Raw genomic sequence first — 18,633 nt, forward strand, 5'->3', positions numbered from 1 at the left:
ACCCGACCCGAGCCCTCATCGCCTCGAGACTCTTCCCACCCGAGGTGAGCGCAGGGGCATTCCGCCTCGGTGCGCTCGCACGCGCCCTGCGACGCAGTGGCGCAGAGGTCACCGTTCTGACCTCGCGGCCTCCAGCACACGCACCGGAAGCCGTTGACCCGTCTGGCATCCGGATCCGTCGCTGGCCGGTTCTGCGCGACAAGGGCGGCAACGTTCGCGGGTACGTGCAGTACATGAGCTTCGATGTGCCGCTGCTGTTCCGTCTCATCGCCCAGCGCTTCGATGTGGTGGTCGCCGAGTCGCCGCCGACCACCGGACTCATCGCGGCGATGGCCGCAGGGCTGCGGCGTCGGCCCGTCGTGTACTACGCCGCGGATGTATGGACAGACGGCGTCAAATCGATGGGCGCCCCCCGTCTCGTCGTGTCGATCATGCGGATGCTCGAGCGCACGGTGCTGTCCCGTTCGGCCCGAATCATCTCGGTCTCCGACGAAGTCACGGAACGACTGAAGGTGCTCGGGGCGGTTCCGGCGAGGATCACGACCGTCGGCAACGGTATCGACACGGACGTCTTCACTCCTGATGCGGAGCCTGCCGCCTCGGATCGTTACTTCGTCTATACGGGAACGATGTCGGAATGGCAGCAGCCGGAGGTCTTCGTCCGCGCCTTCGCTGAGATCGCCGACGAGCAGCCCGACCTGCGCCTGCGGTTCTTCGGACAGGGCGCCGTCGAAGACCAGCTTCGCCGCATCGCGGACGAACTCGTTCCCGGGCGGGTGGAATTCGGCGGCGTCGTGAGCCCCGCCGAGTCCGCCCGCTGGATCCGTGGGGCGGTGGCCTCACTGGTGAGCATCGTGCCGGGCATCGGCTACGATTTCGCCAAACCGACGAAGACATATGCGGCGGCGGCCGTGGGTACCCCCGTGCTGTTCGCCGGACCGGACACGGGGGCCGATCTCGTTCGCACAGCAGGCCTGGGACACGCTGTCGAATTCACCTCAGAAGCGGTCGCGGCAGGAATGCGCGAGTTGCTCGACGAAGCGGAGGACGGTGTACGAGAGGAACGGCGCCGTGAGAGGGCGGCGTGGGCGCGCGAGCACGTGTCTTTGAACGCGGTCGCCGACCAGGTCGCTGAAGCCGTCTCCCAGGTCGTTGCGCGCGAGGCGGGTAAGCTGAGAGGCGCTCCCGGCGCCACCCCCGACGGACGTGAAAGGCCTCTCTCGTGAACAAACCTGCATCCGTCCGTATCGTCGAATCCGCTGATGTGTCGCCGAACGCCTCCATCGGCGACGGCTCGTCGATCTGGCATCTCGCCCAGGTTCGCGAGGACGTGCGGATGGGCGAGAACTGCATCGTCGGCCGCGGCGCGTACATCGGAACCGGCGTCGTGATGGGCGACAACTGCAAGGTGCAGAACTACGCGCTGGTCTACGAGCCCGCCAAGCTCGGCGACGGCGTCTTCATCGGTCCAGCAGTCGTGCTCACCAATGACACCTACCCGCGCGCTATCAATGCCGATGGTTCGCTCAAGAGCGCCCACGACTGGGAGCCGGTCGGTGTGACGATTGAGCGCGGCGCGTCCATCGGCGCACGCGCGACCTGCGTCGCCCCGGTCACGATCGGCGCGTGGGCCACCGTGGCTGCTGGCGCGGTCGTGGTCAAAGACGTCCCCGCCTACGCGCTGGTTGCAGGTGTTCCTGCACGTCGCATCGGCTGGGTGGGGGAGGCGGGAGTCCCGCTGACCCGGACCGACGCCGAAGGCGTCTGGGTGTGCCCATCCACGGGTGACCAGTACATCGAGAACGATGGCACTCTGAGCAAGGAGATCGTGTGAGCGAGTTCATTCCCCCGGCCAAGCCGATCATCGGCGACGACGAGCGCGAAGCTGTAGACCGTGTGCTGCGCAGCGGAATGGTCGCCCAGGGCCCGGAGGTTGCCGCCTTCGAGAGCGAGTTCTCGAATCATTTCGTGCAGGGGCGTCCCTCGGTCGCCGTGAACTCCGGTACCGCCGGTTTGCACCTCGGTCTGCTGGCCGCAGGCGTCGGCGCCGGCGACGAGGTGATCGTGCCCTCATTCACCTTCGCGGCGACCGGGAACTCGGTGGCGCTCACCGGCGCCACCCCGGTTTTCGTCGATATCGAACCGGAGACGTTCTCACTCGACCCTGAGGCTGTGGCAGCGGCGATCACGCCCAAGACGAAGGGCATCCTCCCGGTGCACCTCTACGGGCACCCGGCACGCATGCGAGAACTCGAGGTCCTGGCGGCTGCACGAGGCGTCGCTCTGTACGAGGACGCGGCACAGGCACACGGTGCAGCGCTCGACGGTCGGCCGGTGGGTACGTTCGGCGAGTTCGCGATGTTCAGCCTGTACCCGACCAAGAACATGACCAGCGGCGAAGGCGGAATGGTCTCGACAGCAACGGACGAGATCGCCCGGCGGGTGAAGCTGTTGCGCAATCAGGGTATGGAGCGCCAGTACGAGAACGAGATCGTCGGCTTCAACGCTCGCATGACCGACATCCACGCTGCCATTGGCCGAGTGCAGCTCACCAAGGTGAATGCGTGGACCGCGAAGCGTCAGGAGAACGCCAGGTTCCTGGATGCCAATCTGCGTGGAGTGATCGTCCCGCCTGTCGCCGAGGGCGCGGTGCACGTGTACCACCAGTACACCGTTCGCGTCTCCGAAGACCGCGATGGTTTCGTCAAGGCGCTCAAGGACGAATACAACGTCGGTGCAGGTGTGTACTATCCCATTCCCAACCACCGCCTGCCCTCGCTTTCCCCGTACGCGCCTGGACTCGATCTCCCCGAAACCGAGCGCGCTGCGCGAGAGGTGGTATCGCTTCCGGTGCATCCGTCTCTGACCCAGAACGACCTGGAGCGTATCGTCGCAGCGGTCAACGAACTGGCAGGAGCGGGCGCCTGATGGCGCTTCGTGCAGGACTCCTCGGAGTCGGGATGATGGGCCGTCACCACGCACGTGTCTTGCGTGAGCTCGACGGTGTGGATCTCGTGGCGATCGCAGATCCCGGCGGTGACCCGCATGGTGTCGCCGGTGATCTGACCGTCCTGCCGGACATCGATGCGCTCATCACCGCTGGGCTGGACATCGCGGTGGTCGCGGTGCCGACGCGCTTCCATGAGGAAGCAGCGCTCAAGCTCGCGGCGGCCGGCGTGCACACGCTCGTCGAGAAGCCGATCGCCCACAGCATTGAGGCAGGTCAGCGCATGGTCGATGCCTTCGCCTCGGCTGGGCTGGTCGGCGCGGTGGGACACATCGAACGCTTCAACCCCGCCCTTCAGGAGCTCCGTCGCCGCATCGAAGGTGGAGAACTGGGCGCGCTCTACCAGGTCACCACGCGCCGCCAGGGACCCTTTCCGTCGCGTATCGCTGACGTCGGCGTCGCAAAGGATCTGGCCTCCCACGACGTCGACCTGACGGCATGGGTCGTGCAGAGCGACTATGAGCGCGTCTTCGCGCAGACTGCTTTCAAGAGCGGTCGCGAGCACGAGGACATGATCACGATCACCGGACGCACGGAGTCGGGAGTCATCGTGAACAACATCGTCAACTGGCTGTCGCCGATGAAGGAGCGCGTCACGGTGGTCACCGGTGAGAAGGGCGCGTTCGTCGCCGACACCTCGACCGGAGACCTGACCTTCTACGCGAACGGAACGATCCCGCTCGAGTGGGAATCCGTCTCGAGCTTCCGAGGCGTGTCCGAAGGCGACGTCACTCGTTTCGCCTTCGCGAAGCGCGAGCCTCTTCGCGTCGAGCACGAGGCGTTCCGTGATGCCGTCCTCGGACACAAGACCGATGTCGTGACGATGGAGCAGGGTCAGCGCACCCTCGCCGTCGTCGAATCCGCCTTGGAATCAGCGCGCACGGGTGCAGTCGCGCGCCTCTCCTAATCGATGGCGTCGGGCGTGGATCGGCCACCGGTCCGCGCCCGGTCCAGCGCTCGATCGAGGATTCGTGCGAGCGTGGCGGTGCATGCCGATGCCGATGCGGAGGCGAGCGCCCAGTCGTGCCCACGGCGCGCCTGCTCCGCCAAAGTCTCCCGGCGTGACAGCAAGTCCTCCAGCGTGCTCTCCAGGTCGTTCGCCGTCGAGACGACCCATGCGCCGACAGCAGAGCTCAGGTCCGGATCCTGAGTCGGATCGGCACTGCACACCATCACGCATGAGCGCGCCATGGACTCGATCCCGAACACACCGGGCATCTGCGCGTTCAGTTGGTTGATGACGATATGCGTTTCGTCGAGAGCCGCCAGGACCTCTTGGTTCGGAACGCCCATCAGTTCGCGGTACTCGACGTCGGGGTGCCGCGCACAGATGGCGGACATCGTCGTGCGCACGGCCTCCGTCCCCTTGATCCGTGGGTGAGAAGGAGCGTGCAGTACGACGATGCGCGCCGGGTCATCGAACCGGGAGAGGTCCGAGCCGAAGTTCTCGTCCGGGTAGAAGTAGAGGAACGGATCGGTCGCGGTCGTGAGATGGGAGATCTGGTCCACGTTGGCGGTGATGACGGCGTGCGCGTAGTCGTCGGCACGTCGTGAACGCGTGACCCTCGTCTCCTCATATGCGTCGTCGGTATAGGGGGCGCCTTCGGAGAGCAGAACCTCGCCGATGGTCGGAAGGCCGTGCTCGCGTCCCCACTGCGCAGACAGGCGGGCCGAGCGGATGTCATTGCCCGTGAACCAGCAGACGAGCGCTTTGCCCGCACGGCGGACGGCCTGGAACTCCCAATCCCGCTCGTCGTTGCCGTCGAGGAAGCCTGCCGACCCGACGTAGATCACGCCTTTGGCGCGGGGCAGCATCACCCCGAGCACGAGCGCGCCGCCGTAGAGTCTCCGCAGTGCTTCGAAACGCGACGTGTCATCCTGCAGCACGACGTCATACGGTGTGTCGTAGAACGGGTGGCGGCGGCGCACCACGCTGAAGGATCGCGGCGTGGCCGCTGCGATGTTCCCGAGGACGCCGGCGATCTCCTCGACGCCGATGATCCAGTCGACTCGCGGTCCGAGGATCCTGAAGATCCTGCCGATCGCGAGGCCCAGTGCGAAGAGTCGCCGCTGGCGCGCCACGACGCGCGGCGAAACGCTCATCGTGCGTTGGCGGTGACAGCGGAAGACAGGGTCTCCGCGATGAGGTCGAGGTCCTCGTCACGCAACTGCGGATACAACGGGAGGGTGAGTGCCTGGCGATGCGCCCTGGTCGCATGAGGCAGCTGCGCCGTCAGATCGCCGAACCGCTCCACGAAGTACGGTTGCAGATGCATGCCATAGGTGCCGAGGGTCGTCTCCACATCGGCGGCGCGCATTGCCCGGATGACGGCGTCGCGATCGATCCCATCTTCGAGCATCACGACGAATGACTGATACGTGTGGCGCAACCCGTCGGGTTCGAACGGCGCCGTGACGCCGGGGATCTGGGCGACGCGTTCGGCGAGACGATCGGCGAGAGAATGGCGCGAGGTCACGATGCGCTCGAACTTGCGCATCTGCGCGACGCCGATAGCGGCGTGCACGTCGCTCAGTCGATAGTTGAAACCGGCGGCGACGAACTCCATGAACAGTTCGCCGCGCACGGCGCCATGCGCCCGCAGCACGTCGATGCGTTCGGCAAGCACGGGGTCGTTCGTTGTGATCATGCCGCCTTCGGCCGTCGTGATCACTTTCCGCGGATGGAACGAGAACACTCCGGTCGTGCCCAGCGAGCCAGCTGCGCGGCCGTGATACGTGCCGCCCAGCGCACACGCCGCATCCTCGATCACCGGGAGGTCGTGTGCGCCGGCGATAGCGAGGATCGGGTCCATGTCCGCGACCAGCCCGAAGGCGTGAACGGGCATGATCGCGCGAGTGCGCTCGGTCATCGCGTTCGCGATCGCGTCCGGCGCGATGTTGAAGGTCTCCGGGTCTATGTCGACGAATATCGGAACGGCCCCCTGCTGGACGACAGCATTCGCTGTGGCGGGGAAGCTGTAGGCCGGCATGACGACCTCGTCGCCGGGACCGATACCGAGCGCGACGAGAGACAGATGGAGGCCCGTCGTCGCCGAGCTCACTGCCGCGGCGTGCGCGGTGCCGGTGACGCCGCGGACGAGGTCTTCGAGGTCGCGCGCACGGTCACCCTGCGTCAGCATCCCGGTGGAGAGAACTGCTGCGATCTCGGCGAGCTCATCCTCGTCGAGGAGGGGGACATTGAGTCTCACGACAGTTCGCTCCGGTACCAGTCGACGGTCTGGGCGAGCGCGTCGTCCGTGAGGCGCGGCGATTCGCGATTCAGCAGAGTCCGCATCTTGGTGACGTCGGCAAGGTGCCGTCGGACGTCCCCGGGACGATCAGCGCCGTGCACGATGGGATGATCGGGCGCGCCGAGATGCTCGAGCAGTCGACGTACCATCTCGTTCACGGAGGTTTCACGTCCCGTGGCCACGTTCAGAAGCTGACCGCGGCATTCGGGAGTGTCGTGCACGGCGACGATCAGGTCCGCGGTGTCGGGAGCGAAGATGAAGTCGCGAGTCTGCTCGCCGTCGCCGAAGATGGTGATCGGCTCCCCGGCCAGCACGCGTTGGATCACGATCGGCACGATCCCGGCGTAAGAACCGGGGTTCTGGCGCGGTCCGATGTTGTTGAACGGCCGCACCACCGTGGCGTCGATGTTGAAGGTCTGCACATACGATTCGATGATCCGGTCTGCGGCACTCTTGCTCGCGGCGTACGGAGTGATCGCGTCGTGCGGGTGATCCTCATCCATCGGAATATGGCGCGCCGAGCCATAAGCTTCGGAGCTCGACACGTGGAGCAGGCGACCGATCTCTTCGCGACGGGCGAGTTCGCAGACCGTGGTGGCGATGCCGACATTCACCTGCACGGTCCACGCGGGATAGGTGAGCGAGGTCGGCAGCGGGATGACAGCGAGGTCGAACAGAGTGTCGACGGATCGCTGCCTGACGATGTCCTGCATCGATGCGAGGTCGGAAGCGTCGAGGCGGACGACCTCGAGGTCGGGGAACGCCGCACGCGCATCCCTGAGGTTCGCGTCGCTGCCGAGGAAGAAGTTGTCCACGACGGTCACCCGCGCGGGGTTCTCAGCGATGATGCGGTCAACCAGATGGCTGCCGATGAATCCGGCCCCGCCGGTGACGAGAACGGATTTGGCGGACAGAGACATGACTGCTCCTGTGGTGATGCGATGCGATGCGATGCGGACGGGCGAGAGCGAGGCTCCCATGCGACACTAACAGTCGGACCTCACAAGGAAGGCAAGGCGGTACGGATGGGAGACGCTTCTTCGAGCGGGCAGGCTGGGCTGCCGGCGAACCCGTACAACCCTCTCGCGTGGATCGTCGGCACGCCGCAGATCGAGGATGATGTGTGGATCGGCGCATTCACTGTCATCGACGGCAGCGGCGGTCTCACGATCGGGCACGGCTGCGATATCGCTGCCGGTGCTCATATCTACACGCACTCCACTGTGCGACGATGCGTCACCGACCGGGCGCTCGGAATCGAGCGTTCGGCGACCCGTATCGGACGCAACGTCCACATCGGAGCGAATGCGGTCGTCCTGATGGGCTGTGATATCGGTGATCACTGCGTCGTCGGCGCGAACGCCGTGGTGCGCGAGGGGACCAGCGCCCCGCCGTACAGCCTTCTGGTCGGGGTTCCCGCACGCGTCATCCCGGACGGCGCGCGCCGCTTCACCGAGCCCGCGACGAAATGAGTCTCTCCCGCGCATTCTTCGTCCGCGCGTTCCTCTCCTTGCCTGACGGCCTGCGCGAGCGTTGGATGAGCCGGATGCAGGGGTACGGTGCCGATGATGTGCCAGCGCCGACGGGAGCGCCCCGGACTCCGATTCGGTTGCTGATCGGTCCGGCGAACTATGCAGGACAGGGGTGGATGTGGGCGCGCGCGGCTGAGCGGCTCACCGGTGTCGGAGCGAAGAACATGGAGGTGCGCCCTGCCGGGTTGCACTTCCGCGCCGACGATGTCGTCCCGGTCGCGGTCGCCGCGCGCTCGGCACGCTGGGGGAGAGCACAGTTCGCGGCCGTATCGAGCTCTTTCACCCACGTCATCTTCGAGTCGATGCGTCCGATGTTCGGCCGCGAGTTCGATGGCGATGTCGTGGCCGAGATCGAAGCGCTTCGGAGCAAGGGCATCCGCGTCGCGTCGCTCGCCCACGGCACCGACCTGCGCGATCCGACCAGGCACCGCGAACGTGAAGCCCTCAGCCCCTACGCGCAAGCCGAGTTCCTGCGCAGCGCAATGCCCGCGTATCAGCGCAACCGGCGAGCCTTCGATCAGATTGATGGGGCCGCACACGTGCACTACGTGTCGACGCCGGATCTGCTGCGCGACTTCCCCGAGGCCACGTGGTTGCCGGTTGTGGTCGACATGGATCGTTGGGCGGTGGGCGCAGCGCCTGCACGAGACCGCCTCCGAGTGCTGCACGCGCCGAGCAGCGCGGCGGCAAAGGGAACTTCGTCCATCCTGCCTGTCCTCCGTGAACTCGCCTCCCGAGGCACGATCGATCTGGACCTCCCCGCCGGGGTGCTGCCCCAGGAAATGCCCGCGCGCGTCGGATCTGCTGACGTCGTCGTCGATCAGTTCGCGCTCGGCTCCTATGGAGTCGCTGCCTGTGAGGCGATGGCGGCAGGACGCATCGTCGTGGCGCATGTCGCCCCCGACGTCCGGGCTCGCGCCGAGGCGGCTGCCGGAATGCCGCTGCCGATCGTCGAGGCGACGCCGGAGACATTGGGTGGGGTCCTCGCAGGGTTCGCGCGGGAACGGAGCAGCGCGCTTGCGGATGCACTTGTCGATGGCCCCGAGTTCGTCCGGCGGCTTCACGACGGCACGGCGGCGGCTGCAGCGATGGCGCCGTTCCTGAGCACCCGCCCGGCAATCGCGGGCGGGGATATGGGAGAATCTTGGACGACCCCGAAGTGATTGGCGAGGCGTGAAACGCATCTTCCGTACATTCCGCGACGTGCTGCCCTATTTGCCAGAACGTGCGCGGAAGTTCATCTGGACCTATATTTTCTTCTCGTCTTCGCTCGCGGTGCTCGACGTCGCTGCTCTGATGCTGCTCGCCGCCTCCCTGACCGCGATGGTCGCGGGAAACGACGTCAACCTGCCGGTCATCGGTCAGATCCCACCCTCGGGGTACCTGTGGATCATCTTGACGGTGTCATTGCTGATCATCATCAAGTCCACGTTGAACATCCTGCTGCAATGGGTGTCGACCAGGCGCATGGCGACGTTCGAGTTGGAGATCGGCGACCGGCTGTTCGCCGCGTACATTCAGGCCCCGTGGACGGAGCGTCTCAAACGAAACACGTCCCAACTGGTTCGCCTGGCCGATGTCGGCATCGCGAACGTCACGGCCGGATTCCTGCTGCCCTTCATGACGCTTCCCGCACTGCTGACGACCGCGCTCGCCGTGCTCGCGGTGATCCTCGTCGTTCAACCGATCACCGCTCTGGTCACCATCGCGTACCTGGGCCTGATCTCGGTGCTGCTCTACTTCGTGCTCTCGCAGCGCACGGTGACGGCTGGCCGGGTCAATCGCGATTACTCGTTCCGCGTCGCCAGTCTCATGACCGACATGGTCTCGGCTCTGAAAGAGGTGACGTTGCGCAACAAGGCCGGTGAGGTCGCCGCTGTTGTGCACGAGACCCGGAAGGTGACGTCGCGCGCACGCGCGAACATGAGCTTCATCTCCGCGGTGCCGAAGTTCGTGCTCGATGCGGCGCTGGTCGGCGGCTTCCTTCTCGTCGGGGGCGCGGCGCTCGTCGTCGGCGGACCGGCGCATGCGGTGTCGGCGATCTCGCTCTTCGCGGTGGCCGGCTTCCGTCTGGTCCCCTCGCTCACCAGCTTCCAAGGGCTCGTCAACCAGATGTCGGCGAACATCCCGCACGTGACGTCGGTGATAAACGACATCAAGCTCGCCGAGGGCTATGTGGCCCGTGCCGAGGTCATCGGCCATGAGCCGATCGTCGGCAACCCACGGGAACTGATCCTGGACAATGTCTCCCTGACCTACCCGGGAGCCACCGAGCCCGCGCTGCGTGGAATCTCAGCCGTCGTTCCGATCGGATCTACCCTCGGCATCGTGGGCGCATCAGGAGCGGGCAAGTCGTCCTTGATCGACCTGCTGCTCGGGCTCATGGAACCGACGACCGGGAGGATCTCGCTCGGTGATCAGGCTCTGACGGACGTGCTCGCCAGTTGGAGATCCCGAGTCGGCTATGTGCCTCAGGATGTGGCGTTGTTCGACGGCACGATCGCACAGAACGTCGCACTGTCGTGGGGGGAGGATGCTGACGAGCAGCGCGTGCGCGACGCATTGCGTCGGGCGCATCTGCTGGAGGTCGTGGAGAGCCGACCGGAAGGCATCTACGAGAAGGTCGGCGACCGTGGCATGCGGTTGTCCGGCGGTCAGCGTCAGCGTCTCGGTATCGCCAGAGCGCTCTATGCCGATCCGCTCGTGCTCGTGCTCGATGAGGCGACGAGTGCACTGGATACCCGCACGGAGGCCGACGTGACGGCCTCCATACGCGAACTCGAGGGAGAGATCACCGTGATTTCGGTGGCGCATCGCCTCTCGACGATTCGCGATAGTGACGAGGTCTGGTTCATGCGTGACGGAATGGTCAAGTCGCGTGGGCGGTTCGACGAGGTGATCGCTGCCGAGCCCGAGTTCGCGCATCAGGCGCAGTTGGCGGGACTTCTGTGACGGCCGGTGTACCGGACGTCGATGTCATCATTCCGGTGCATTCGGTGGGACGTCCTGTCCGCCGAGCAGTCGCGAGCGTGTTCCGAGGGCTTGAACGGACGGACGTCCGGGCCAGCGTCATCTGCCACGGTGTCGCCGTCGAGGCGATCGCGGCGGAGCTCGACGGTATCGGAGGAGACCGAGTTCGTCTGCTGCCCTGTGACGCTCCGTTCCCGTCGCCGGCGCTTCCCGTGAACATGGGCATCTCGGCCGCGACCGGCACTTACGTGTCCCGTCTCGACTCGGACGACGAGTTCGAGCCCGGAGCTGTGGACGCATGGATGGCCGTCGCCCGAGCCCGCGATGCGCAGATCGTCATCGCGCCGCTGCGTCCAGCAGGCGGACCCGTGACGAAGGCGCCGCTGACCCGTCCCTTCCGGCGCGGGCGGTTGTCACCGGTGTCCGATCGGCTCTCGTATCGCACGGCACCGTTCGGCCTGATCCGGCGGGATCTGGGTGACGCGCTCGGCGCGCGATACACCGAGGATCTGAGCTCTGGCGAGGATCTCGATTACGGGCTGAGGCTCTGGTTCGGAGCCGATCGGATCGAATTCGCAGCGGACGCGCCCGCATACCTCGTGCACGCCGACGCGGCTGACCGGACGACAGGTATCGCACGGTCCATCGCTCAGCTGCTTGAGCCCTCCCTGAGGGTCGTGCAGTCGGCATGGTTCGAGGAACGCTCGAGTGCGGAGCGTCGTGCGATCGCGATCAAGCTCGTCCGGGTGCACGTGCTGGCGGCGGTGAGGCAATCGTCGGTGCGCAACGATGCGGACGCGAGCAGTGCCGCGCAGCTGATCGCCGTGCTGGACGAGAAGGCCACCGGCTGGCAGCTGCCATTCAGCCGAAGCGATGCCCGCGTCATCGAGGCGATTCGTCACGGCAATCTGGCGGACGCGAGCCGACTGGTCGATCAGGGGTCGCGTGACGATCGCCTTTTCGCTCCCACTATCGCCGGTACGCTGCACCGGGAATCGACATTGCGCCGATACCTCCGGTATCGCCTACCGCGCTGAACGATCGGAACAACGCTCATGACGACACGTCCCTCACTTCTGCTGATCTCCTTCTCCCCGCTGCGCTCGGATGCTCGAATCCTCAAGCAGATCGGATTGCTGCGAGACGACTACGAAGTGACGACCCTTGGCTATGGCGCGGCGCCGGACGGTGCGGCAGCACACATCGAGGTTCCCGCCTCGGAGGACTTCCAGGATCTCAACGGTCGCCTCATCACCCTCCACCTCTATCGTCGCGCCTACTGGAACCTTTCGGCTGTGCGGTGGGCGCGCACTCGGTTGCCCATCGGCACTTTCGATGTCATCCTCGCGAACGAGATGGAAGCTGTGCCGCTGGCACTGTCGCTGCGACCTCGCGGAGGTGTGCATGCGGATCTGCACGAGTACACCCCGAAGCTGAAAGAGGAGTTTCCCGAGTGGGACCGCCGGATCCGGCCGTTCTGGGAATGGGTCGCGCGTCGCTACGTGACCAAGGCGCAGTCGTGGACGACCGTGAGCCCCGCGATCGTGGACACCTATGAAGAGAAGTTCGGCTTTCGTCCGGAGCTCGTCACGAACGCTGCACCGCTGTCCGACTTCACACCTGGTCCTGTGCATCAGCCCATTCGCATCGTGCACAGTGGAGCCTGTCTGCGCAATCGTAGGCTCGAGATCCTCCTCGATGCCATGGAACGGACGAGCGCAGACGTTTCTCTCGATTTCTACTTGACACCGAACGACCCGGCATTCCTCGCAGAACTGCGCGAACGTGCAGCACGGATGACGAATGTGACGGTGCACGACCCGCTTCCGTACGCTGAGCTGATCCGTACGTTGAATGCGTACGACGTGGGAGTCCATGTGCTGCCGCCCACGAACTTCAACAATGCCGCGGCGTTGCCCAACAAGCTCTTCGAGTACGCTCAGGCGCGACTCGGCGTGATCGTCGGTCCGTCGCCGGAGATGGCGCGCTATGTCCGAGAGCTCGGTTTCGGAGCGGTCACCGAAGGGTTCACCGCGGAGCACCTCTCAGCCGTCGTCGACGCACTCACGCCAGAGAGGGTGCTCGCGTGGAAGCAGGCTGCCCACGAGAATGCGGTCAGCTTGTCCGCGCAGTCGCAGCTCCCTGTCTGGGGGCACGCCATCCGGCGCCTGGCGGCTGCGGCGGAGGGCAAACGATGACGAGGCAGTCCATCCTGGTGATGTCCTTCTCGACGCTCGTCTCCGATCCACGCGTGCTGAAGCAGATCGATCTGCTGCGAGAGGACTACGACGTGACGACCTGCGGGTACGGCCCCGCGCCGGACGGGGTCGTCGGACATCACAGGATCCCTGATGACAGGGTGTATTGGCGCTATCCGCGCGCGCTGGTGATCATGCGTCAGTTCCGCCGCGCATACCGGACCAACCCCGTCGTCTCCTGGGTGCGTGATCACGTGCGGGTCGGCGCGTACGATATCGTCCTCGCGAACGACCTCGATGCCGTCGGCATCGGACTGGAGCTGCAACCGACGCGTGGTCTGCACGCCGACCTTCACGAGTTCGCTCCGTTGCAGAACACCGAGCTGCTCAGGTTCCGCTTGTTCGTGGCACCTTTCATGCGTTGGCAGTTGCGCACGTTCGCGAGCAGGGCAGCATCGACGTCGACCGTCGGTCCGTCCATCGCGCGGCGATACACGAAGGACTTCGGATTCACGCCGGCCGTCGTCATGAACGCGCCGCCCTTCGTCGAGCTCGAGCCGCAGCCTGTCGGAGATACGATCCGCCTGGTACATGCCGGTGCGGCGCTGCGCAACCGGCGGCTCGAGGTTCTCATCGACGCGGTCGCCGCACTTCCGCAATCGCAACGGCCGACCCTCGACCTGTATCTTGCGCCGAATGACGCCGGATACCTCGCCGAACTGACGGATCGATCCGCAGACGTCGAAGGCGTACGAGTGCTGGCGCCAGTACCGTTCGCCGAGCTGATCCCGACTTTGCACAGGTACGACGTGGGCTTGCACGTGCTCGCACCGACGAACTTCAACAACACCTGGGCCCTTCCGAACAAGTTCTTCGAGTACGTCCAAGCGCGCCTCGGTGTCGTCATCGGACCATCGCCGGAAATGGTAGCCCTCCTCGAGAGTCGCGGGTTCGGCGCGATCGCGAAAGACTTCGGCGCTGATGCGCTGGCCGCGGTTCTGGCTGGTCTGACGCGCGAAGAAGTCGTGGAGTGGAAGCAGCGCTCGCATGCGGTAGCACATGAGCTGTCGGCGCAGTCGCAGACCCAAGCCTGGTCCGACGCGATCGGAAAGATCGCGGCGAAATGACCCCGCTCGTAGACGTCCTCGTCCCCGTGCACAGCCCGACGCGTCCGGTCCGTCGGCTCGTCGCGTCGGTGCTCCCGCATACGAAGGCTCCGGTGCGCATTCTCGTCATCGCGCACAACACGCCGGTGGAGGGGATCCACGAAGCGCTGGGGGAGTGGATCGCGGATGAGCGCGTCGAGGTCATTGCGTTCCGGGACGGGACGCGGTCACCCGCCGGCCCGCTGAGAGAGGGACTCGGGAGAGTCTCTGCACCGTACTTCACGAAGATCGACTCTGACGATCATCTCGCCCCTGGCGCGATCGATGCATGGTTGGAGACGGCGCGACGCCACCGGGCGGACATCATCATTCCGCGGATGACCGAGGATGCAGTCCGCGGCGGCTATCCGACTCCGCCGCGTCGCGCATGGCGCTGGGTGCTCGATCCGGTACGCGACCGCCTCGCGTATCGCACCTCCACGATGGGTTTGCTCGCGAGCGGCTTGGCCGATGCCGCATCGCCCACACTCGGCCTCGCCGTTGGCGAGGACATCGTACCCAGCATCGCGTTGTGGTTCAGCGGAGCGCGAGTCGCTCGGGCTCCCTGGCGAGCGGCATATCACGTCGGATCGGACGCCGTCGACCGGACCACGGCGAAGCCGCGGCCGTTGGAGGAAGAACTGGCGTTCATCGGGCCGCTGCTGGAGGCACCGGTGTGGCGGAGGATCGGCGAGGATGAGCGCAGCAGCATCGGAGCCAAGGTCTTGCGTGTGCACCTCTCGGGATCGGCACGTCGAGGAGCCGCGGCCGGATGGCAGGGCACCGACGCGCTCGCGGTCGCAGAGGCCGCGGCGCGGCTGGCCGAGGCTGCTCCCGGGATGCGTCGTTCGCTCTCCCGTCTCGACGACGCCTTCTTGGACGCGCTGCTGGCGCCAGAGGTCGACCCGGAGAGAATCGGCATGGCGGCGCTGCGCCGAGGCTCGTACCTCCGGCCAGGGGCGTTGATCCCATCGCGATCGCGGGATCTGCTGCGCACTGACGCGCCGCTGCGCTTCCTGTCAGCCTCGACTCTCGCGAGGCTCAGGGGATGATGCTGCCGCGCGCGCGCGACGCCGCGGCGTAGGCAGCTTCATATCCGCGCATCACCTGCGCCGGCGCGAACCGATCACCGATCGTCGCTGCGATGTCAGCCGCAGGCAGCTGGGGGCGCCCGAGCACCTCGAGCACTGCCTGGGCGTAAGCGTGCGGGACCTGCTCATGCACGAGGCGACCGTTGCGGTCGTCGATGTACTCGGCCTGACCGCCATTCGCGCCCACCACGGCGATCCGGCCGTTCACGATCGCCTCGGCAGCCGACACGCAGAAATTCTCCCCCTTGGTCGGCAAAAGGAACACATCGCCGCGCTGCAGTTCGTCGATGACGCCCGCCATGTCGCGCACCCCCGTGACCGTCACTGCGCCACTCATGCCGAGCTCGGCGGCTCGCGCGTGCACCTGTTCGCGCAGCGGACCGTCACCGACCCAGCGGAGTACCGCGTCAGGGTGACTACGGCGCACGAGCGCGAGAGCTTCGACCGCGCAGAGAGGGTCCTTCCGGTCGAGGAGGCCGCCGACCGCGACCAGCGTGGGAGCGCCGGGAACGCCGGGCGGCGGCACGACAGTCGACGCGGGCGGAACAATGCAAGGCACGATGCTCGTCGTGCCACGCCGGACACGGCGCACGGGCGCGGCGAGATACTCGCAGACTGCGGTCACGACATCCGGGCGCCGCAGGAGTCGGGTGAAGAGCGCGAGCAGTGGACGCGCCGAGGCGGCGACGGTCTCGGGGTTCGACAATGCGGACCAGTGCTCCGTGTGCACCCACGGTCGGGATACCCGTCTGCCGATGAGCGCCAGCAAGGTGCTGAACGCCTGAGTATGCAGAACGTCGGCGTGAGACAGGTGAAGGCTCAGCTGCCTCCCTGCTCTGAGCCAGTCGCCAGGTCTGGACGTCCGCATCGGGATCCGCGTCACGCGGACCGTGCCGTGCTCAGTGCGGTCATCGGCTTCCGAGAGCAGGTCCGGGGCCGCGAGGTGGATGACGTGAACATCATGCCGCGTCGCGAGCAGCTCGGCGTCCTTCCGCACGAACACGCCGGAGCCGGGGGCCAGGGCGGTCGGGTACCACGTGGTGACGAGAAGCACGCGCATCGGCTCAGCCTATCAAGCGCGCAGTGACGTCGAGGCTGAACTACACTGGCGCGGTGCCAGCCTCCTCGAGACGTCCTGATGCCTCCCCCTTGCCACCGTCGACGACGGTGACAGCCGCAGGTCGCCATCTCTATCTGGACGTCCTACGCGTCGTGGCCGTGTGCGGTGTGGTGTCGATCCACGTGTTCGGCGGCTTGATGACGAATGAGGCACGGCGCGGTGAGCTCGGTTGGTGGGGAGCGCTGATCTTCGACGCGGGCAACGTCTGGGTGGTGCCGATGTTCGTGATGGTGAGCGGGGCGCTCCTTCTCTCGCCGCGGGCTCATGCCGAAGGGCCAGCGGCCTTCTATCGTCGACGGCTTCTCCGGCTCGGCCCGGCATTCATCTTCTGGCAGCTCTTCTACATCCTGGTCGCGCGCATGGCGATCTCCGGACAGCAGCTGTCGGTCGGGGGAGTGATCGCGCTGTTCGCCGATGGCACGACCTACACGCATCTTTATTTCCTCTGGTTGATCGTCGGGTTGTACGCGGTCGCGCCCGTCCTGGCTCCCTTCCTCGCGCAGGGAGGACGCTCACGCGCGGTGGTGATGGCGGCGGTTGTCATGGCGCTCACGATCGCCACCTATACCAGCGCCTCGCTGCTCACCTGGGCCGGGCACCCGCGCAGTGTGGTTCTGACCGCATTCACTCAGTGGGTGCCGTATGTGGGCTTCTTCGTCGCGGGTATCGCGCTCCACGGCGTCGTCCTGAGTGGCGGACGACGCGCGATCGCGGTGATCGGATCTCTCGCCGCGATCGCCGCGGTCGTTCTCGAGGCGGGACTGGCGGCACCTGGATCGTTCCTCCGCGCTCTCATCCCGCTGGGGTACCCGACGTTGCTGACCTCGATCGCCGTCGTCTGCCTCTTCCTGGCGGTGCAGTCGTTGCTCTCTGGTGTGCGTACGAGCAACCGTGTGCTCGCCGTGGTGCGCGCGCTGAGTGACGCGTCGTTCGGCGTCTTCCTCGTGCACTTCGTGCTGATGCTGCTGATGCGCCTCCTCTGGCCGGCGCTGGCCGAGGCTCAGAGCTCGTCGTTCCTCGTCGCCTTCTTCATGCTCGTGGTGCTCCTAATCGCGTCGTTCGCGATCTCGCTCGTCGCGCGCCGGATCCCTTATCTCCGGCGTCTCTTCTAGGACGGCGAGGACCGGCTCGCGTTCGGGCACGGCACCAGCAGCGGAATCCGAGAGGGCGAGCTCCGCGGCCGTCGTGGCCATGCGCTGTCGTGCATACGCGGCGAGCCTGTTGAAGGCGAGACACACGACGACAATGAAGAAGATGACGCCCGGTGTCGCATAGCGGAACTGCGTCGGCGTACCGTTCGTCACGTTGTAGAGACCGGTGGCCAGAATCGCGCCGAGCAGCAGATGCGACTCGACACGCCGCCACCAGATCACCATGCCGATCACGGCGATCGCGACGATGAACAGCAGGATGCGGTCATAGCGCAGCATCGAATGCACATCGTTGTACAGGATGTTCCAGACCATGCGGGGGACAGCGAGCAACGCCCCGCCCAGGTTGTCGGCCCCGGCTTGACGCAAGAACTGGTCCAACTGCGAGAACGAGGGGAAGATCAGCATCTGTGCGAACTGCGACCCGAGCGAAGCGACCGTGACGACGATCGCCGGCCACATCCACGCGCTGTTGCGTCTTTCCACGAGCGAGCCGAGAACCCACGCGACGATGAACGCGCCCGCGACGATCAGCGTTGCCTGACGCGTGAACGCACTCAGTACGGTCACACCCCCCGCCATCACCAGCCACCAGACGTTGCGACTGCGGACCCATCGCCAGGCCGCGATCAACGCCAGTGCCGTCCACAGCGCCGAGAGGGACTCGGTGAGCATGCTTCCGAAGAAGCTCATCAGGTAGAAGCTCCCGTTGACGAGTACGACCGTGGCAACGCCCGGGAGCCAGCCATAGCGGCGCGTGAGCAGAACGGTCATGGTCACGACCAACGCGATCGTGATCAGAAGGGTGGTCAGCGCGAGTCCGAACGGCCCGAAGAGCTTCACGAACGGCGCCGCGATGGTGGGCAGAACAACCCTGGGCTGGACGAGTCCCCAACCGAAAAGCAGATCCAACGGTGGTACGGGAACGTTGTACTGAGCTGCGAACTCGACTGTCCGCTCCCTTGCCACTTCGGCGGAATCGCCGCTGAAGCGGAAGGCCATCGCCAGGTAGTACCGAGAATCGGGCGAGAAGAAGACCTGGTAGCGGACGAACGCGGCATAGCTGGCAACGAATGTCAGAGCCACCAGCCCCCATCCGAGCAGCGGCGCGGCGAGTCGGCTGAGTCGAGGCGCTTTGGTGAGTCGGGTTTCCATTTCGTGACAAGTT

Annotated in this window: 17 protein-coding genes; 12 read left to right on the forward strand and 5 right to left on the reverse strand. The window is 65.9% G+C overall.

Features of this window, described 5'->3' with window-relative positions; genetic code table 11:
- The first annotated feature begins 44 nt into the window (after positions 1 to 44).
- From OED01_RS05460 to OED01_RS05475, 4 genes are read left to right on the forward strand one after another with little or no spacing between them, the layout of a single operon-like run.
- Entirely contained in the window at positions 45 to 1,226 is a 1,182-nt protein-coding gene (locus tag OED01_RS05460) for a glycosyltransferase family 4 protein (RefSeq protein ID WP_264157363.1), read from the forward strand.
- Entirely contained in the window at positions 1,223 to 1,834 is a 612-nt protein-coding gene (locus OED01_RS05465) for an N-acetyltransferase (RefSeq protein ID WP_264157364.1), read from the forward strand. Before OED01_RS05460 ends, OED01_RS05465 begins: the two co-directional genes overlap by 4 nt.
- A complete protein-coding gene (locus OED01_RS05470; protein WP_264157365.1) occupies positions 1,831 to 2,928 on the forward strand; it encodes a DegT/DnrJ/EryC1/StrS family aminotransferase in 1,098 nt (365 codons plus the stop codon). The genes OED01_RS05465 and OED01_RS05470 overlap by 4 nt, the downstream gene beginning before the upstream one ends.
- A complete protein-coding gene (locus OED01_RS05475; RefSeq protein ID WP_264157921.1) occupies positions 2,925 to 3,914 on the forward strand; it encodes a Gfo/Idh/MocA family protein in 990 nt (329 codons plus the stop codon). The genes OED01_RS05470 and OED01_RS05475 overlap by 4 nt, the downstream gene beginning before the upstream one ends.
- Here the strand turns inward: OED01_RS05475 and OED01_RS05480 are convergent.
- Genes OED01_RS05480 through OED01_RS05490 form a run of 3 tightly spaced genes read right to left on the reverse strand, consistent with a single transcriptional unit; the run spans position 3,911 to position 7,178 of the window.
- Positions 3,911 to 5,110, reverse strand: a complete 1,200-nt coding sequence (locus OED01_RS05480; RefSeq protein ID WP_264157366.1) for a hypothetical protein — start codon at positions 5,108 to 5,110, stop codon at positions 3,911 to 3,913. The two genes, OED01_RS05475 and OED01_RS05480, sit on opposite strands and share 4 nt — an antisense overlap.
- Complete coding sequence (locus tag OED01_RS05485; RefSeq protein WP_264157367.1) at positions 5,107 to 6,216, reverse strand: DegT/DnrJ/EryC1/StrS family aminotransferase; 1,110 nt, start codon at positions 6,214 to 6,216, stop codon at positions 5,107 to 5,109. Before OED01_RS05485 ends, OED01_RS05480 begins: the two co-directional genes overlap by 4 nt.
- Positions 6,213 to 7,178 carry a dTDP-glucose 4,6-dehydratase gene (locus OED01_RS05490; RefSeq protein ID WP_264157368.1) on the reverse strand — a complete coding sequence of 322 codons (966 nt, stop codon included), beginning with the start codon at positions 7,176 to 7,178 and terminating at the stop codon, positions 6,213 to 6,215. The genes OED01_RS05485 and OED01_RS05490 overlap by 4 nt, the downstream gene beginning before the upstream one ends.
- A gap of 105 nt (positions 7,179 to 7,283) precedes the next feature.
- Here OED01_RS05490 and OED01_RS05495 point away from each other — a divergent pair, with 105 nt between their 5' ends.
- From OED01_RS05495 to OED01_RS05525, 7 genes are all read left to right on the forward strand, one after another.
- Complete coding sequence (locus OED01_RS05495) at positions 7,284 to 7,730, forward strand: acyltransferase (protein WP_264157369.1); 447 nt, start codon at positions 7,284 to 7,286, stop codon at positions 7,728 to 7,730.
- Between the two features lie 362 nt (positions 7,731 to 8,092).
- On the forward strand, positions 8,093 to 8,953 hold the full coding sequence (locus OED01_RS05500) for a glycosyltransferase family protein (RefSeq protein ID WP_264157370.1): 861 nt from the start codon (positions 8,093 to 8,095) through the stop codon (positions 8,951 to 8,953).
- 10 nt (positions 8,954 to 8,963) lie between these two features.
- Positions 8,964 to 10,742, forward strand: a complete 1,779-nt coding sequence (locus OED01_RS05505; protein WP_264157371.1) for an ABC transporter ATP-binding protein — start codon at positions 8,964 to 8,966, stop codon at positions 10,740 to 10,742.
- A gap of 35 nt (positions 10,743 to 10,777) precedes the next feature.
- Positions 10,778 to 11,797, forward strand: a complete 1,020-nt coding sequence (locus OED01_RS05510; RefSeq protein WP_413231608.1) for a glycosyltransferase family A protein — start codon at positions 10,778 to 10,780, stop codon at positions 11,795 to 11,797.
- Positions 11,798 to 11,815: 18 nt separating this feature from the next.
- Positions 11,816 to 12,958, forward strand: a complete 1,143-nt coding sequence (locus OED01_RS05515; protein ID WP_264157373.1) for a glycosyltransferase family protein — start codon at positions 11,816 to 11,818, stop codon at positions 12,956 to 12,958.
- Complete coding sequence (locus OED01_RS05520; RefSeq protein ID WP_264157374.1) at positions 12,955 to 14,085, forward strand: glycosyltransferase family protein; 1,131 nt, start codon at positions 12,955 to 12,957, stop codon at positions 14,083 to 14,085. Before OED01_RS05515 ends, OED01_RS05520 begins: the two co-directional genes overlap by 4 nt.
- On the forward strand, positions 14,082 to 15,155 hold the full coding sequence (locus tag OED01_RS05525) for a glycosyltransferase family A protein (protein ID WP_264157375.1): 1,074 nt from the start codon (positions 14,082 to 14,084) through the stop codon (positions 15,153 to 15,155). The genes OED01_RS05520 and OED01_RS05525 overlap by 4 nt, the downstream gene beginning before the upstream one ends.
- On the opposite strand, the gene OED01_RS05530 is transcribed toward OED01_RS05525, so the two are convergent.
- Entirely contained in the window at positions 15,145 to 16,254 is a 1,110-nt protein-coding gene (locus OED01_RS05530; RefSeq protein ID WP_264157376.1) for a glycosyltransferase, read from the reverse strand. The two genes, OED01_RS05525 and OED01_RS05530, sit on opposite strands and share 11 nt — an antisense overlap.
- Positions 16,255 to 16,361: 107 nt before the next feature.
- Here OED01_RS05530 and OED01_RS05535 point away from each other — a divergent pair, with 107 nt between their 5' ends.
- On the forward strand, positions 16,362 to 17,426 hold the full coding sequence (locus tag OED01_RS05535) for an acyltransferase (RefSeq protein ID WP_264157377.1): 1,065 nt from the start codon (positions 16,362 to 16,364) through the stop codon (positions 17,424 to 17,426).
- Here the strand turns inward: OED01_RS05535 and OED01_RS05540 are convergent.
- Positions 17,361 to 18,620 carry an ArnT family glycosyltransferase gene (locus OED01_RS05540; protein ID WP_264157378.1) on the reverse strand — a complete coding sequence of 420 codons (1,260 nt, stop codon included), beginning with the start codon at positions 18,618 to 18,620 and terminating at the stop codon, positions 17,361 to 17,363. The genes OED01_RS05535 and OED01_RS05540 overlap by 66 nt on opposite strands.
- Positions 18,621 to 18,633: the final 13 nt, after the last annotated feature.

This window comes from Microbacterium sp. M28, assembly GCF_025836995.1.
Classification (GTDB): Bacteria; Actinomycetota; Actinomycetes; order Actinomycetales; family Microbacteriaceae; genus Microbacterium.